This window comes from Lactobacillus fornicalis (assembly GCF_055362665.1).
The window spans coordinates 1-16,098 of record NZ_JBLTIM010000015.1; the positions used below are offsets into that span (position 1 = coordinate 1).

The window sequence follows — 16,098 nt, forward strand, 5'->3', positions numbered from 1 at the left end:
CAAACTTTCTTTTTTGTTCGATTTAATACCTAAATTTTCTGAACACCAGGAAACGTTGTTACTTTTTTTTTTTGATTTTCTTCAAGTTTGTAAACTTTTACGCTTTTTCATTGATTAATGTTCCTATTTTAACAATTTTAGTCGTTTTTTTTTGAAAAAATTTTTTCAAAAAAAAAAGAGGCATTTCTGCCTCTCTTTAGAACATTTAACCTAATGTATCTTCTCTAGTAATCTTTGTCATGCCATGCATATATGGAACCAATGCTTCTGGCACGGTAACACTGCCATCTTCATTTTGATAATTTTCAAGAATTGCTGCAACAGTTCTACCAACAGCCAATCCTGAACCATTCAAAGTGTGCACAAGTTTAACTTTACCATCTTCATCACGGTATCTAATTTGAGCACGTCGAGCTTGGAAATCGGTACAATTTGAACAACTTGAAATTTCACGATACTTGTTTTGTGCTGGCATCCAAACTTCAAGATCGTAAGTCTTTGCACTAGTAAAGCTTGCATCCCCAGTTGATAAAGCAACAACATGATATGGTAAACCTAACTTTTGAAGCAAATGCTCAGCATTGTGGGTCAACTTATCAAGTTCATTCCATGACTCTTCTGGCTTACATACTTTAACCATTTCTACTTTATTAAATTGGTGCATTCTAATTAAGCCACGTGTATCTCTACCAGCGCTACCAGCTTCGCTTCTGAAAGCTGGGGTTAATGCAGTGACATTAATAGGAAGCTTTTTGCCATCTACAATTTCGCCTCTAAAGTAGTTAACTAATGGAACTTCTGCTGTTGGAATTAAAGTTAAGTTAAGTGGTTTATCTGGATCATCGTTGTCTACAATTGTATATACATCTTCAGTAAATTTAGGGAATTGTCCAGTTCCTTGCATTGAATCATCATTTACAAGGTAAGGTGGAATAACTTCTGTATAACCTTCTTTAGTATTTTCATCTAAGAAGAAATTATAAACTGCTCTTTCAAGCAAAGCACCTGCGCCTTTGTAGTACACAAAACGGGCACCTGATACCTTAGCAGCAGTATCAAAGTCTAAAATATGTAAATCATCGCCCAAATCCCAGTGAGCTTTGGGATCAAAGTTAAACTTAGTTGGTTCATTCCATTTTCTAACTTCTTGATTATAACTTTCATCTGGGCCAATTGGATCAGAATCATCTGGGAAGTTTGGCAATCGAAGTAAGATATAGTTTTGCTTTTCAGAAAGTTCAGCCACTTCTTCATCGAGCTTCTTAATTTGTTCACCAACTTCACGCATAGCCTTAATTGCATCATCAGCATTTTCTTTATTGCGCTTTTTGTTAGCAATTTCTTTAGAAACTTCATTACGCTTAGCTTTTAAAGCTTCCGTCTCACTTAGCTTTGCACGACGCTTTTCATCAATAGCTACTACTTCATCTAATTCTTCAGGCTTAATACCCCTAGTAGCTAATTTTTCCTTTGCCCAATCAAGGCGTTCACGAATAACCTTAATATCTAACATAAAAACCTCCGAAAAATAAAAAAGCCGACCCGTCCCATTACTGGGACGAATCGGATCACGGTTCGCGGTACCACCCAAGTTCAGTCTAATTAAGACCACACTCATTACTTTGCGATAACGGTGCAAACCGTGCAACTATTAATTGCCCACTTTAAGAAATCTGGAAACGACGTCCATCCGCTCACACCAACCGCGGACTCTCTGAAGCTGTCTTAGGATTTCGCGTTTACTTAAATTTTATCATGAACGCACAAATTTGCAATTACCTGGACGTAAAAGATAATAATTTTCATTTTTATTTTCAGGCGAAAATATGTCAGGATACTTTACTTGATAGATATATTCAAAACCCATTTTGCCTAATAAATGAATAGACGCATCATTATCTTGAAAAACTCCAGCCCATATTTCTTTCATCCCCAAATCATTAAATGCATATTGGCAAACCAACTGCAAAGCTTCTTTCATTAACCCTTGATGCCAATACTTTTCATCTAATAAAAAACCTACTTCACAAGTATTTAGCAAATTTTCACTTGCTCCTCGTTCATATAATTCAATCATTCCTATGACTTTATCATTATCATGACTACATATTGCAAAGCTATTTTTTCTTTGGGCCAATAAAGTAGCTCCATGCTTAGCAGCGGATAAATCTTTATATTGTGTAAAACGTGCTTTTTCAAAATAAACAGTTTTTTTACTCCACAAAAAAAGTTGTTCTCCATCTTCTTTTACAAAATGTCTTAAATAAATTTTCTTACCAATCACTTTTTAAAAATACCAAATAACCATTTAGCGCCATATAATAATCCAAAACTATATGCTGCAATTGTCCATGGCTTTCCTAAAACAATAATCCAAAAATATGTCCAAAACTTCATTTGAGTCAATCCTGCTAACATACATAAAACATCATCAGGAGCAGCTGGTGCTACAATACATAAAGCGAAAAACCAATTGAATTTTTTCTGATTTTTTGTCCATTTAATATATTTATCCAAAGTTTCTTCAGATACTAAATGTAAAATAAATGGTTTTCCGTACCTTCTTGATAAATAAAAAATAACAAATGAACCAATACATATTCCTACATAATTATATATGAATCCCCAAACAGGGCCAAAAAATATAACACCAGCTAAAAGTGAAACACCTCCTGGAATTATCGGGATTACTACTTGGACAATTTGAATCAACACAAATATCAACGGTCCAATAATTTTTTTATCAGCTAAATATGCTTTCATTTTTTCGGTATCCGTAAAAATACCAAGTTTCCACCAATAAATGACTAACGCAATAATTAGGATAAAAGATACTAATGTTAAAATGTTGATTAATTTTCGACTTTTTTCAGCAGATAATCGCATTTCTTTCCGCCTTTCTATCCCACATAAAATATTTTATCAAATGTAACTCAATAAACTTGAATAATCGAAAAATGCATTAATTTTTTATCAAAATTAAAGTATTTGTTATTTTTTTAAGATAATAGTTGTTTTTATTGGCTTTTTTCATGCATTTTTTACTATAATATGCCTCGAAACCGCAAAAGAAAGGAATGGATTGATGGTAGTCATTAAGCAAAATGTCATTTATGACTCTGAGCATGATTTAAGAACTGATATCTATTTTCCTAATGATACTAGCTCAAAAACAAAAATATTAATTTTTTGGCACGGTGGTGGATTTATTCGAGGATCTAAAGATGAATGCAAAAACTTTGGTATTAAATTTGCCAATGCAGGATTTATGACCTTTATTCCTGATTATCGTCTTGCTCCTCGATATATATTCCCTGCCGCTCACCAAGATGCAAGAAATTTTATCGATTGGTTGCTAAACTCAAGTTATACTGATTCAGATGATCAGAAAAATATAGTGCAAATTGGAGCAAGTGCCGGTGGTACTTTAGCTTTACAACTTGCTGGTTTTTACGTTTTCCCAACAGTGACTTGGTCTGCACCTGTTGATTTTTCTAATTGGATGAAAGAGCATGAAACAGTTTCACCATCCCCAGATGCTAGATCAGAATTAGGAACAAGTGCTCCTGATGAAATAGCTGCTTCATTTTATAAATACTTCACTGTAACTTACATTGGAAGTAATAATCATGAAGTTTTGCAAAAGTTAGATGCTGATTCATATGATTATGATAACCTTAATCAGTTAATGTTAATCAATTCTAGCCATGAATTAGTTGAGCTCAGTGGTGTTTTTAGATTTATCCACTTTTTAGCCGATTCAGGACATGAAGTACAGCTTCTTACTTTACCTGGTTCAGGTCATGCTATGGCCTATGCCAATGACTACGTAGATGAATCATTAGATTTTCTCTATCAAGCCATAAAAAGGAATAAGTAGAATGTTGAATATAGATAAGTTTGTACAAATTAGAAAATCTCTGAAATTATCTCAAACAGAGTTATGTTCAGGTATTTGTACTCAGTCCACTTTAAGTAAGTTTGAAAATAATGGTTTGGTTCCATCATTTAAGATTTTGAATCAATTGTGTGAAAGAATGAATATTTCTCTTTCAGATTTAATGGGACCTTCTGAAGAAGCGGGAGTTACGGAGCAATTAATAGAAGCGGATTTTTCATTAGTTTCATATGATTATGAAAAATTAGCTAGACTCATGGCTAAAGTTAAGCAAAGCTCTCTAAAAAAGAGTGATGATAAGTTTCATTATCAATACTTAAAAGGCCAAGTTGCTCTTTATGATAAAAATGAGCCTATGAGCGCTCTTTATTATTTCAATGGTATTTTAACTGCAGCTGATTTAAAAGCTAATAGTATCTATCGCTTATTAGCTTTAAATGGTTGCAGTGAAGTATACTTTAGTCAAAAAGAATTCGATAAGGCTAAACATTACTATGACCAAATTAAAAATGAAATTTTAAAATTTAAAGTTAATAGTAATGAAGAAGCAATTCAAGTACTTTCTATCTTGTGTACTGCTGGGGAATTTTATGGTGAGCAAGGCGATTATAAGCACTCTAATAAATTATTGAATGCTGCATATAATTTATGTGCAACTCGCCACCTCGTATTTTTCTTAGCTAGAACTTGTCTCCGCTTAGGAGAAAACATTGTTGCCCAAAACGGTGATATTCAAAAGGCAAAAGATAATTTTTATGATGCAATTGCCTTTGGACGCCTTAACGACAATCAACAAGTAATTGAGCGTGCCCAAAGTGCATTAGAAAGTTTATAAAAAAGAAAAATAGTCTGGTTTTGCCAGACTATTTTTTTCTTTAAAAAATGCGATAACCCGTAACTGGATTACTCATACAGGAGTTAAAATCATATGTTTTTAACTTTTCAAATTCTGTGTTTCCATCAATTAAAGTTGTTACACCCTGAGCAAGCATCAGGTTCATTTTTTTTACTTCATTATTTTTTTCAGTAAATGGTACTAAAATAACTGGTTTATGCATTGCTCGCATATATCCAATTTCAAAAGCACTTCCATCATCAATATTATCCATATCATATAAAAAGACACCTACATTAGCATTTACTAATCCAGTAATATCGTTTTGATAAGTTGCTAATTGCCATTTTAAGCTCGGAATACCCGCCTTAGGATTTGGTTCTTCTGGATCAACAAATTCATAATCAAATGGGAAATGAACTCTAACAACAGTTGGATTTTCTGCTAAGTATTCTTGCGCTAATTTCACTCTATTTTTTTGTGCATCATTATAAAATGGTGTCCCTAAGTACACATTACCAGTTGAAACTTCAGTCATATTTTTCTCCCTTTTTATTTTTTTCTTATCAATATTCTAGCAAAAAAATTTTTTAAGTAAAAAAATTAACTCTCTCTTGAAAACGTTTTATAATGAGGACTATAGTCTGTTAAAAAGAGGTATTTACATGTCAAATTATCAATCCATTAATCCATATACAAATGAAAATTTCGCAGAATATTCCAATCCAACCGCTCAACATATCGAAGAAAGCATAAATTTAGCCAATTGCTTATACAAAAAATGGCGACATGAAAGTCCACAAAAAAGAAGTCAAATCTTAGATAAAATTGCCGACAATTTTAAAGATAATCGAGTTCAAATGGCGACAATTATAACAAAAGAGATGGGGAAACTTTATGTCGAATCACTAGAAGAAGTTGATTTATGTATCAATATATGTCACTACTTTGCTCAACATGGGGTTGATATGTTAAATAAAGTTCCTCTAAACACCTCTTTAGGTAATGCATATTACCTTAAACAAGCTACGGGCGTTATTATGGCTTGCGAGCCATGGAATTTTCCTCTTTACCAAATCATCCGCGTATTTGCTCCTAACTTTATTGTTGGTAATCCCATGCTTTTAAAGCATGCTCACAATGTTCCAGGATGTGCAGCTTTGGCAGAAAAAATTATTAAACGCGCAGGAGCTCCTGAAGGAAGCATGATAAATTTATACTTATCATATCAACAATTAGCAGATGTAATCAGTGATAATCGGATTAAAGGTGTTGCCTTAACTGGTTCTGAACGAGGTGGCGCTAGTGTTGCTATGCAAGCCGGTAAGAGTCTTAAAAAATCAACTATGGAATTAGGAGGGAATGACCCTTTCATTGTTTTAAATGACGCTGATGATACAATACTCAAAAATGTTTTACAGGATGCAAGAACTTATAACTGTGGTCAAGTTTGCACCTCTTCTAAAAGAATTATTGTTTTAGAAGATAAGTATGACCAAGTTCTTAATGAGTTAAAAAATATTTTTGCCAATTTAAAGCCTGGTGATCCAATGAATAAATCCACCACATTAGCACCTCTAAATTCAGAAAGTGCAAAAAAGAAGTTGACTCAGCAAGTCAAGCAGGCTTGTGAAGCAGGTGCTAATATTTCTTATCAATATCCAAATATCAATGAAAAAGGGGCCTTCTTTAGACCAATAATTCTAACCAATATTAACAAAGAAAATCCAATTTTTAATCAAGAATTATTTGGACCAGTCGCTTGCATATACAAAGTAAAAGACATAAGCGAAGCTATTGAATTAGCTAACGATTCTAGCTTTGGTCTTGGTTCATCTATTATCAGTTCTAATGTCGCTAAAGCGCAAGAAATTGCTAGTCAAATTGAAACTGGGATGACAGTTATCAATGGTCGCTGGATTACTGCTCCAGAACTCCCATTTGGTGGTATTAAGAATTCTGGTTACGGTCGAGAATTGAGTGAACTTGGACTTAATGCTTTCATTAATGAACATTTGATAATTGATTGTACTAAGAGTAATAAATAAAATTTATCCAAAAATGCCCTCCTAAGTTAGGAAGGCATTTTTTAAATATTCTTTTTATCTTTTATTATATTCATTAACGTTAACGCTGTAGTCAAAACACTAGTAAAAATCAACATATAATAATTAACTGCAATAGCTGTTAATGAAGAAATTAATTGTTTTGTTAAACTACCAAAAGTTGAAACAGCTGTGGTTCTAGAAGAATAATTTACTAAACCAAATAACAAAATAGTTTCAATTAGTGCCCAAACAAAAGCTTTGATTCTATAACTAGTTTCTTTTTTCAATAACCGATAGACAATAAGGAAAGGATTAATAACTATGTAAGCCCATCCAATATAAACTAGCATAGCAAAAATTGTTTGTGATGATGAGAATTGATTATTAGCAAAATCAAGAACCACCCTGGATAATGAGTTAGTATTCTCAGATTTTGAAAAGAAAATAAATAAACTAAGTAAGGAAGTAAAGATTGCTCCCCAGCGATATACACTGGCATTTTTTGGCAACTTGATTTGTTGTACTTTTTTTATTTTTTCTCTTACTTCAGGGTGTTCGCTAATTATTCGCTCTTTTTGTCGATCAGCTCTTTCACCGACCCGTTCTCCAGTTTTATTAAGATCAGCGGTTAGCTTTTTATCAACAGTATATTGTTTGACAGGAATATCTTTCTTACATACCCAAAATAACCACCCTAAAAGTAACAACAAGCATGTCCACCCTAATTCGGGTACAATACTTGTAAACACCATTAAAATTAGTCCAGTAATGAAAACAATAGTTGAATTTTTATGAATCCACAAAAGCATTTTTTGAAAAATTTCTTTTAATGGCAACTTACTTACTGGCTGTATTAAACTTGACGAGTTTTCTTTTTGAAGTTGACTCCTACTCATCCCCTGCGTATTTTCTGTATACTCTGACTTATTTTGTTCAGTTTCTTTTGAAAATATGTGGCCACAATATGTACATTTTGCTTCATCAATTTTTAATAAGTGGCCGCAACTTGGACATCTTTTCATTAATCAAAACCTCTAAAATTTTTATTTACTATAACATCCATTATAAATTTAAAACTTATTTTGCATAGAAAAAAAGACTGCATTTATACAGTCTTTTACTACTTTTTAAACTTAATGCTTGGATTTCTTAAAACCTTCATAAGTTAACTTTACAGCTGCAGATAATAAAATCGGCATTAAGATTACTAAAATTGCTAAACCAACAATTACAGTTATCGCAACTTCAATTAAAGTTGGAATACCTGATGGAATAAGCGCTGCAAAGGTACCACCTAAAATTATAGCTGCACTAATTACGACAGTACCGATAATTGCACTAGCATGAACCATTCTTTCACTTGCAGTTGCTTCATCTAATTCACGATATCTCATCATTAAGAAAATAGAATAATCAACACCTAAAGCAATAATCATAATAAAACTAAAGAATGGGGTATTCCAAGTAAGCATATCCTTACCCATAACCGCCTTGATAAACCATTCATTAATAGTTAATGAACTGAAGTAAGCCATCAATAAAGTTCCTAAAATGAATAATGGTTGAAGTACAGATCTGGTTACTACAATTAAAGCTAAACCAATTCCAACTAACATTATTATTGCTGTCCGAGTAAAGTCTTTAGAAGCTGTTTGGCGAGTATCTTGGATTCTTGAACTTTGTCCTCCCATTACTACTTCCGCATCCTTTAAATCAGTTCCAGCAAGTGATTTCTTAACCATCGCACTAAGTTTATGTGACTTAACCGCAGCCTTGTCAGAACTTGGATTTGAATCAAGAACTACAATAATTTTAGTCATTTTCTTATCATTACTCATGTAGTTATTAATTGATTTTTGGAATAATGAACTCTTTAAATACTTCTTTGGAATATAAAATTCATCACTAGCTGCAGAATCTGCAAGACCAGATAAGTATGTAGCTCCTTCACCCAAACCAGAATTTACCTTATTAATTCCGTCAGTAAGAGCTGGTGAATTGTTATAAAGTTGTTGCGCCCCACTAGTAATTTGTGAACTACCATTAGATGCTGTTGATACAGCACTTTGAACTTGATTCAACCCAGACGATAACTTAGTAATAGCTTGGTTAGCACCTGGTAAAGCAAGATTAGATGCTGTTGCTAATTTATTAACTTCTGTTTGAAGCGTGCTAATTTGGCTACTCAAACCTGATAATCCTTGAAGAGTTGCGGCAACATTGGATAAATTATTTCCTAAACTTTGATCAGCTAAGCCTGCTGCTTGCAAGTTAGCAGCTACTTTTTCTATTGATGTAGTTGCTGCACTAGTTTGAGCTTGAACTTTATTATTAACTCCTGACAAAATAGTCATCAAAGCTTGTTCCATAGCCTGCTTTTGTTGATCATTCAAGCCTGCTTTATCTTCTACAGCACGATATTGAGCCAAAATTTGACTAGTATCAGCAGAAGAAGTGCTCGTTGACGCTTGAAGTTGTTTAAGAATTTCACCTGCAGCAGTTAGATTATTTCCAATTAACTTAGCATTATTGCCTGCATCCGTTAAATTGTTAGTTAAACTAGTTGTATCAATTGAAGCCCCCGAATTACGTAAGGCTGAATTTAGTTCTTGAATCCCTTGATTAATTTGAGGTAAAGCAGTTTGTAATTGAGCCAATTGACTCTGGTTAGCTGTAGACATTTGGCTATTAAGTTGGCTAGTCATTGTATTCAAACCATTGGTTAAAGTTTGTGAACCAGATACTAATTGCCCCAAACCATTAGTCATTTGACTTGAACCATTACTTAATTTAGTTAAGCCACTTTGCGCTGTTCCTACACCTTGAGTAACAGTATTAAGTTGCTTATTTACATAAAGTTGACTAACTTTTTCACCATAAGGTTGCGTTACAGAAGTAACTAAGCTTACCCCTTTGCTTGCCTGAAGTTGTCGGGTAGCTTCATCAATTAATTTCAAATCTGCTTCATTATCTAAAGTGTGATTAGACTTTATATATAAGTATGATGGCATTGCCATCCCTTTAGAAAAGTGCTTTTGAACTACTAGCAAACCAGCTTTTGAAGGTGTATCATTACTAATTTCATCTGTATCATCATAATTAAGGTGACCACTATATAATGCCATAAATGGCGTAACAATTAAAAAAGTTACAATGATATGCAAAATTGGTCTTTTTACTGAATTAGAAGCAAGGAAAGTCCAAACTTTGCTTTCACTTTCCCCTTCGAATTTTTTAACAGGCCAAAACATCTTAGCACCTAAACTCATCATAAAGAATGGATTTAAGGTCAACAAGACAAGTAATAGCACTGCAACGCCCACTGCAACGCCAGTTGCTGATTGGTAAATAGAGAACTTAGCTAAAGCTAATGCTGAAAAACCGATTAATATAGAAGAGCCTGAAAATAAGATAGTTCTTCCTGCTTTATGCAATGCATCTTTAGTGGCTTCTCCAACTGTTAAGCCATTACCAAGATTTTCTTTAAACTTATCATATAAAAGAATATTGTAATCAGTTCCTATTCCAAACAACACAATTACCATGAAAACTTGTGTAAAGTTAGAGAATGGGAAGTTAGCACTTTTTACAAGATTCGTTACAATTGAAAAGGCTGTTAAGAAAGATACCCCCACTGTAAATAAAGAAATCAATGGGACAATTGGAGATCTGAAAACTAAAACTAAAACAATAAAAATGAAAATTATTGATATTAATTCTGTTTTCTTAATTCCCTCTTGAATTGATGCTGAAAAGTCATCATTTAAAATATCCGCACCAGTTACATATGTTGTAACGCCTTTAGTCTTAACAGCTTTTTGCAACTCTTTATTTATATCTGAAATAGTTCCATGTGATTTGGAAACATTTAACTGCACAAGCCAAGTAGTTTTATCCTTAGATTTCAAACGCTTTTTAGTGGCAGTATTATCATTGGGCGATAAGATATTTTTTATTCCATACTTTTCTTTATTTTCTTTCAAATCAGAAATTGTCTGATCAATTGCTGCTTGATTACTTTTAGTTAGCTTTCCATCTTTTTTATTGAAAACCAAAGCAATCTCATATGTATTCTTAGTTTTATTGCTCCATTCATTATTAAATGTTTGAGCAATAGTAGTTTGTGTATCTGCAGGCAATTTTATCTCTGCATGATCACGTGTTAGCTGATTAACATTGGGTAATGCAACAATAGATATAACCAAAATCAGCAACCAGGCAATCAATGAAAATACATGATTTTTTATAAACTTTTGCATTATTTTCCCCCTTCTAAACTGGCTTTATTAAACGTAAAATCATTTGATGATAATTAGAATTTCTTTCATTCGAACTTTCTCCACTGAAGATGGCTGATCTGTCAAAAAAGACATATCCTAAAACAGCACCAACTAAAGCATGAACTGATATCGGTTCATCTTTATCAGATTTTAGTTTTGTTCCCAGTTCAATAACTTTTAAAAGCTCAATATTGATTTCTGCATCTCGTTCATATTCATTTAAATGATATAAAATTGCAGCTAACGCATTATCTTTTAGTAAATAGTCACGAATCAAATCACAAAATTTTAGAATTGCTTCTTGCCCTGCCATTCCGACTAAGTTTTCTTTTAAATTTTCATTCAAAGCCTTAATTCGATTAGCACCGACAAGTGATAACAATTGTGTACGATTATCAATATAGTGATATAAAGACTGTGAACGAATCCCTAACCTTTTAGCAAGATTAGGAAATGTTACAGCTGCTAAGCCTTGTTCATCTATCAACTCACTAGTGGCAGCTATAACCTTAGATAAATCTAACGTTCTTTTTTTAACCAATATTTTCACCTCCAATTATCGACAAAAAATAATATACCACGATACATTGTAGATTTCTTTCTACACTTTGTAGATTAATGTTACAAAAAAAGATTTGGCATCAGCCAAATCTTAATTTTGATTAAACCAAGTACTAATTTTTAAGCCTAATTCTGCAAATGAATTATTATTTTGTGAAGTAACAGCAATAACATAACTGTGCTTATCAGTAGTTACTAAAGCAACTGCTGAAGTATTATCTCCTATTTGGATTATATTGGCATTACTTATTTTATTTACCAATGGACTTTTTACAGAATAAGTTGAAAGACCGGTTAATACTGTATTGCTATAATTTCCTAAAAATTTTCCATTATACAGAGATTTCATTAATATCGCCAAATCTTCAGCACTCGTAGTACCTACAACACTTTCACCAAATTTATTGGAAATTACAGTTTCACGGGTTCCCATTTCTTTAATGATGTTATTAACTTGTTCTTTTCCTAATTTATTAAGCAATAAATTAGCAGCTGTATTACTATTTTTACTCATTAAATTTTGTCGCACATACGTTAAGCTGTAGACGGTATTAGCTGCAAAAGTACTATCTCCCTTAACAATTTCACTTGCAGTTGGAGTAAGCGTAGCTGCCGCCTTAATTTTTTGTTGCTCTATTTCTTTATATAGTCCAACTAATAAAAAAGCCTTCAAACTATCACTAACATTTACTTTGTCTTTCTTATTATAAACTTCTGCTGAATTATTAGAATTTTTTAAATCAAGTACTTTTACATCATAACTATTAGAATTCTTCATAGCTTTCTGAATTTGCGATGCTAATTTAGAATTCCCTTTCTTAGTTATTTTTTCAAGAACAGGACTTGTTTCTTGCTTTTTGCCTTGTTTATTTTTTTCTGTAACAGTTTGAGTATTGTTTTGATTTCTAGAAATAGTTAAAGTAGCAGATTCATACCTTTTCATATTGTTTAAATATAATGCAAATGAACATACAGATGCTACAATTGCCCCTAAAATAATCCTATTTTTCATAATTTCTCCCTCTACCTAGGATAATTTTAGCCAAAATACATTCAACTTATCAATATGCATTAAAATTTTTTAGAAAGTTATTATTTTCATAAGCAAAGAAAGCGATTTAATTATATAATTATTCTGATACAAAAACAGGAAGGATATTTAAACAGTGCATTATCAAATTGGAATTGACGCAGGTGGTACTCATACAACTGCTATTGCATATGACTTAACAGGTCAAGAATTATTAACAGTAGAAACCGGACAAGGAAATATTAACGCAGACTTTGATGGTGGTATGGCAAATATCAAAGAAGCTATTCGCCAAATCCAAGCAAAACTAGGTTCAGATTGCGAAAGAATACTCGCTGGAATCGCTGGAATTTCAGTAACTGGCCAATATAAAGAAGTCTCTGAAGCTTTAGCTTCTGCTTTTAATACCAAAGCTAAAGCTGTAACTGACTCGCTTCTAGCTTTATACAAAGGTCTTAAAGGTGAAGATGGTATTATAGTCATTGCCGGAACCGGTTCTGTCGTTAACGGCTTGCAAAATGGAAAAATATTAACTGTTGGCGGATATGGACACTTGCTAGGTGACGAAGGTAGTGGATATGCCATCAGCATTGCTGGCTTAAAATCAGCCCTTCATTCTTGGGACAAGCGTGAAAAGAATGATTTAATTGACTTGTTCACTAAACATTTTGGTGTTTCTGAAATGAATGACTGTAATCAAAAAGTTTACCGACTCGAAAGACCTGAAATTGCCAGTCTAGCAAGACTTATTGCTGAATTAGCTGATAAAGGATCTAAAGACGCACAAGATGTGATTTTTAGCCAAGCTGATCTATTGGCACAGGATATTATTATGGGACTTGACCGCTTCACAGATCCTAAACCAATGGCAATTGCACTAACCGGATCAGTATTAACTAATAATAAGATGCTTCGCACACGTGTAGAAGATAAAGTTCATGTCAAATATCCTAATGCCAAATTTGTTGTTTCTTCAGGTAGCAATGCAAGTGGTATCTTATTTGATAAAAACGATGATTACTATACTGCAAAGTAAAATATAAAAATAAAAAGTCTAGCACTTCAATATATGCTAGACTTTTTATTTTAAAAGAAATGATGTCGCTTCATGTAATAAGCTAACCATGCCATAATACCTACTGTAATTATAGAAATCATAATCCAGTCTAAGCTATGTCCAAAAACAGGTAAGCTAACGTTCATGCCATAAAAACCTGTCATTATGGTTGGAATAGTTAAAAGAATTGACCAAACAGTCAAAAACTTCATAGTATCGTTCAAATTATTATTCATCATATTATTACTAGTAGTTGATAAAGTTTTCGTAACTTGGCTAGAAATTCGAACCATTTGCGCAGATTGATTTGATTCAATTAAAACATCATCTAATCGTTCAAGTGATCGCTTAGTAAATTTACTATTTAAATGTGATTTATTTAAACTATGCAACATAAGCAAGTCAGTTTGAATACTACTTGAAAGATACACTAAACCCTTTTCGATGTTAGAAAGCTCAACTAAATCCTTATTATTAATATTATCTGACAATTTACTATCAAGACCATTACGTTCAATATTCAATTGAGTTACAGCTCTTTGAAAGTATTGAGATGAGTATAATAAAAAAATCATCAAGAGTTCTGTTACATCTTCTGCCTCAGATAAACGCTCACGCATTCTTTCATCATCAAATTCTTCAAATACATAATTAGTTAGTTCGGTATGAAAAGTAAAAATATTATTTCCCTGAACTAAGAAGGTAACCGGATTAGCTGTAAAGTGTTTGATGCTAGGTGTTGGCCATATAGGCACGTCATAAACCAATAAGTGACTTTGAGTATACTGATCATAGTCATAGTGAGGACGTTCATGCCGGTCAGATATATATGAAATTATGTCAGAAGTAAAATTAAAATCTTTCTGTAAAATCCGACTGTCCTCTTCACTAAGATTACTAATATCATACCAGTTATAAATTGTTTTAACTGGGAAAGTTTGTTCTTTTATCATGCCATCACCTCACTAGAAGTACCTTATTATGTTAACATGTTTCTTCTTAGATGAAAAACTAATGTTTTTAATCCATAAAAAAAGAAGTGGGATTTCCTACTTCTTTTTTTAGTTTATTGCTTCCATGCATTTTCTAGTTTGGTTTGACCTTGCTTAATTAAGCCACTATAATTTTGTTTTTTACCCGCTGCAATTAATATATTCTCTAAGTTGCTACCAGCTTGGATATATGCAGCATTTGAATTCTTTTCTACTGGAACTGAATATAAGTGTTGCATAGCAGCTTTAAGAATTGCTGGAGTTTTCATATTAGGATTATTAATATATTTCTTATCCATTAAAACTTGCTTATTAACTGGTACATAACCTGTTGCATTTGCCCACGTTAATTGACTTGACTTAGATACCAAGAATTTCATGTATTTAAATGCTGCTGCTTTTTGCATTGCACTTGCTTTACTAAACATATAAATATCTGTACCTTGTTGCATGTTGTACTTAGATGGACGTGCAGCTACGCCGTATTTAAATTTCCCGTTGATTGCCTTTTTTACAAAACCTTCTCCTGCACTAGTTCCGATATACATAGCAACTTTTTCATTTGCAAATGGTCCCGATAAGTAGTGTTCACTTCCTGCTGTTCTAAAGTAGCCTTCTTTAACTCCTTCAGCGTAGTAATTAATTACATTCTTAGATGCCTTACTATCGAATTTAACTTTATTACTAAAATTGATTCCTTGATCTTTTAAACCCAAAAGGTAATAGTTGCTCATAACATCGAAACCAGCACCCACAACTTTATGGTGACTCTTTTCGTATATTTTTTTGGCGACTGATTTAAGCTCAGCCATTGTCTTAGGAACTTTTACATTATATTTTTTCAACATATCTTCATTATAAGTTAATGCTTCAACAGATTTATTGAACGGAATTCCATATTGCACACCATTAATCTTAGCCCCATTTAATAAACTGGTATTGATATCACTGTCTTTTCCATTCCAACCAACATTTTTAGAAGCAATATATGGCTTTAAATCAACCAACATTTTATTTTTGGCAGCATTATAAAGCCAACCTGGATAACTTTGTGTAATAGTTGGTAAGTTATTGGGTGATTGCATTGTAGAATTTAACTTAGCTTGTAAATTAATATATGTTCCTTGATATTCAAGCTTAATCTTAATATTAGGATTCTTTTTTTCAAATTCATCTGTTAATTTCTTTAATGTCGCACCTTGTACTCCACTCATTCCATGCCAAAAAACTACAGTTGTCTTTTTAGTTACTTTAGGAATATTACTCTCTTGTTTTGCTGAGGTCTTTTTCTGTGTAGAACATGCTGTAGTTAATAAAGATACTCCAACTAATGATGATAAAAATGCTTTTTTCCAAATATTCATATCTAATCCTCCAAAATTGATTTTGAATTTTTT

The 16,098-nt window shown here is 32.6% G+C and carries 14 protein-coding genes; 4 read left to right on the plus strand and 10 right to left on the minus strand.

The genetic code is table 11. From position 1 onward, the window contains the following. Window positions 1-205: 205 nt before the first annotated feature. From serS to ACNDLV_RS03945, 3 genes are all read right to left on the minus strand, one after another. A complete protein-coding gene (gene serS / locus ACNDLV_RS03935; RefSeq protein WP_006586302.1) occupies window positions 206-1,513 on the minus strand; it encodes a serine--tRNA ligase in 1,308 nt (435 codons plus the stop codon). A 240-nt stretch (window positions 1,514-1,753) separates the two neighbouring features. Further along, window positions 1,754-2,284 carry a GNAT family N-acetyltransferase gene (locus ACNDLV_RS03940; RefSeq protein WP_006586301.1) on the minus strand — a complete coding sequence of 177 codons (531 nt, stop codon included), beginning with the start codon at window positions 2,282-2,284 and terminating at the stop codon, window positions 1,754-1,756. Beyond that, a complete protein-coding gene (locus ACNDLV_RS03945) occupies window positions 2,281-2,886 on the minus strand; it encodes a TVP38/TMEM64 family protein (RefSeq protein WP_006586300.1) in 606 nt (201 codons plus the stop codon). Before ACNDLV_RS03945 ends, ACNDLV_RS03940 begins: the two co-directional genes overlap by 4 nt. 199 nt (window positions 2,887-3,085) lie before the next feature. Here ACNDLV_RS03945 and ACNDLV_RS03950 point away from each other — a divergent pair, with 199 nt between their 5' ends. Together ACNDLV_RS03950 and ACNDLV_RS03955 are read left to right on the plus strand one after the other, a co-directional pair. Then, window positions 3,086-3,880 carry an alpha/beta hydrolase gene (locus ACNDLV_RS03950; RefSeq protein ID WP_022091398.1) on the plus strand — a complete coding sequence of 265 codons (795 nt, stop codon included), beginning with the start codon at window positions 3,086-3,088 and terminating at the stop codon, window positions 3,878-3,880. 1 nt (window position 3,881) lies between these two features. Next, a complete protein-coding gene (locus ACNDLV_RS03955) occupies window positions 3,882-4,733 on the plus strand; it encodes a helix-turn-helix transcriptional regulator (protein WP_006586298.1) in 852 nt (283 codons plus the stop codon). A 40-nt stretch (window positions 4,734-4,773) separates the two neighbouring features. Here the strand turns inward: ACNDLV_RS03955 and ACNDLV_RS03960 are convergent, their stop codons facing one another. Continuing rightward, window positions 4,774-5,271, minus strand: coding sequence for a nucleoside 2-deoxyribosyltransferase (locus ACNDLV_RS03960; protein ID WP_006586297.1), 498 nt, complete (start codon window positions 5,269-5,271; stop codon window positions 4,774-4,776). Between the two features lie 127 nt (window positions 5,272-5,398). Between ACNDLV_RS03960 and ACNDLV_RS03965 the strand changes: the two genes are divergently transcribed. Continuing rightward, window positions 5,399-6,781 carry an NAD-dependent succinate-semialdehyde dehydrogenase gene (locus ACNDLV_RS03965; RefSeq protein ID WP_006586296.1) on the plus strand — a complete coding sequence of 461 codons (1,383 nt, stop codon included), beginning with the start codon at window positions 5,399-5,401 and terminating at the stop codon, window positions 6,779-6,781. Between the two features lie 41 nt (window positions 6,782-6,822). Here ACNDLV_RS03965 and ACNDLV_RS03970 read toward each other — a convergent pair whose 3' ends face one another. From ACNDLV_RS03970 to ACNDLV_RS03985, 4 genes are all read right to left on the minus strand, one after another. After that, window positions 6,823-7,803, minus strand: coding sequence for a zinc ribbon domain-containing protein (locus ACNDLV_RS03970; protein ID WP_006586295.1), 981 nt, complete (start codon window positions 7,801-7,803; stop codon window positions 6,823-6,825). A gap of 111 nt (window positions 7,804-7,914) precedes the next feature. Continuing rightward, window positions 7,915-11,040 (minus strand): MMPL family transporter, encoded by a 3,126-nt coding sequence (locus tag ACNDLV_RS03975; protein WP_006586294.1) that lies wholly within the window; start codon window positions 11,038-11,040, stop codon window positions 7,915-7,917. 13 nt (window positions 11,041-11,053) lie between these two features. Then, window positions 11,054-11,602 carry a TetR/AcrR family transcriptional regulator gene (locus ACNDLV_RS03980; protein ID WP_034535737.1) on the minus strand — a complete coding sequence of 183 codons (549 nt, stop codon included), beginning with the start codon at window positions 11,600-11,602 and terminating at the stop codon, window positions 11,054-11,056. 111 nt (window positions 11,603-11,713) lie between these two features. After that, entirely contained in the window at window positions 11,714-12,634 is a 921-nt protein-coding gene (locus ACNDLV_RS03985; protein ID WP_006586292.1) for a serine hydrolase, read from the minus strand. A gap of 154 nt (window positions 12,635-12,788) precedes the next feature. On the opposite strand from ACNDLV_RS03985, the gene ACNDLV_RS03990 reads away from it, so the two are divergent. After that, window positions 12,789-13,688, plus strand: a complete 900-nt coding sequence (locus ACNDLV_RS03990; RefSeq protein ID WP_006586291.1) for an N-acetylglucosamine kinase — start codon at window positions 12,789-12,791, stop codon at window positions 13,686-13,688. Between the two features lie 50 nt (window positions 13,689-13,738). Here ACNDLV_RS03990 and ACNDLV_RS03995 read toward each other — a convergent pair whose 3' ends face one another. Together ACNDLV_RS03995 and ACNDLV_RS04000 are read right to left on the minus strand one after the other, a co-directional pair. After that, window positions 13,739-14,662 carry a magnesium transporter CorA family protein gene (locus ACNDLV_RS03995; RefSeq protein WP_006586290.1) on the minus strand — a complete coding sequence of 308 codons (924 nt, stop codon included), beginning with the start codon at window positions 14,660-14,662 and terminating at the stop codon, window positions 13,739-13,741. A 113-nt stretch (window positions 14,663-14,775) separates the two neighbouring features. Continuing rightward, on the minus strand, window positions 14,776-16,065 hold the full coding sequence (locus ACNDLV_RS04000; protein ID WP_006587606.1) for an extracellular solute-binding protein: 1,290 nt from the start codon (window positions 16,063-16,065) through the stop codon (window positions 14,776-14,778). Window positions 16,066-16,098 lie beyond the last annotated feature (33 nt).

Bases quoted from the DNA above. Each gene is read 5' to 3' on its own strand.
- ACNDLV_RS03945 (WP_006586300.1), bottom strand. From the start codon at position 2,886: ATGCGATTATCTGCTGAAAAAAGTCGAAAATTAATCAACATTTTAACA.
- ACNDLV_RS03970 (WP_006586295.1), bottom strand. From the start codon at position 7,803: ATGAAAAGATGTCCAAGTTGCGGCCACTTATTAAAAATTGATGAAGCA.
- ACNDLV_RS03960 (WP_006586297.1), bottom strand. From the start codon at position 5,271: ATGACTGAAGTTTCAACTGGTAATGTGTACTTAGGGACACCATTTTAT.
- ACNDLV_RS03965 (WP_006586296.1), top strand. From the start codon at position 5,399: ATGTCAAATTATCAATCCATTAATCCATATACAAATGAAAATTTCGCA.
- ACNDLV_RS04000 (WP_006587606.1), bottom strand. From the start codon at position 16,065: ATGAATATTTGGAAAAAAGCATTTTTATCATCATTAGTTGGAGTATCT.
- ACNDLV_RS03955 (WP_006586298.1), top strand. From the start codon at position 3,882: ATGTTGAATATAGATAAGTTTGTACAAATTAGAAAATCTCTGAAATTA.
- ACNDLV_RS03975 (WP_006586294.1), bottom strand. From the start codon at position 11,040: ATGCAAAAGTTTATAAAAAATCATGTATTTTCATTGATTGCCTGGTTG.
- ACNDLV_RS03995 (WP_006586290.1), bottom strand. From the start codon at position 14,662: ATGATAAAAGAACAAACTTTCCCAGTTAAAACAATTTATAACTGGTAT.
- serS (WP_006586302.1), bottom strand. From the start codon at position 1,513: ATGTTAGATATTAAGGTTATTCGTGAACGCCTTGATTGGGCAAAGGAA.
- ACNDLV_RS03985 (WP_006586292.1), bottom strand. From the start codon at position 12,634: ATGAAAAATAGGATTATTTTAGGGGCAATTGTAGCATCTGTATGTTCA.
- ACNDLV_RS03950 (WP_022091398.1), top strand. From the start codon at position 3,086: ATGGTAGTCATTAAGCAAAATGTCATTTATGACTCTGAGCATGATTTA.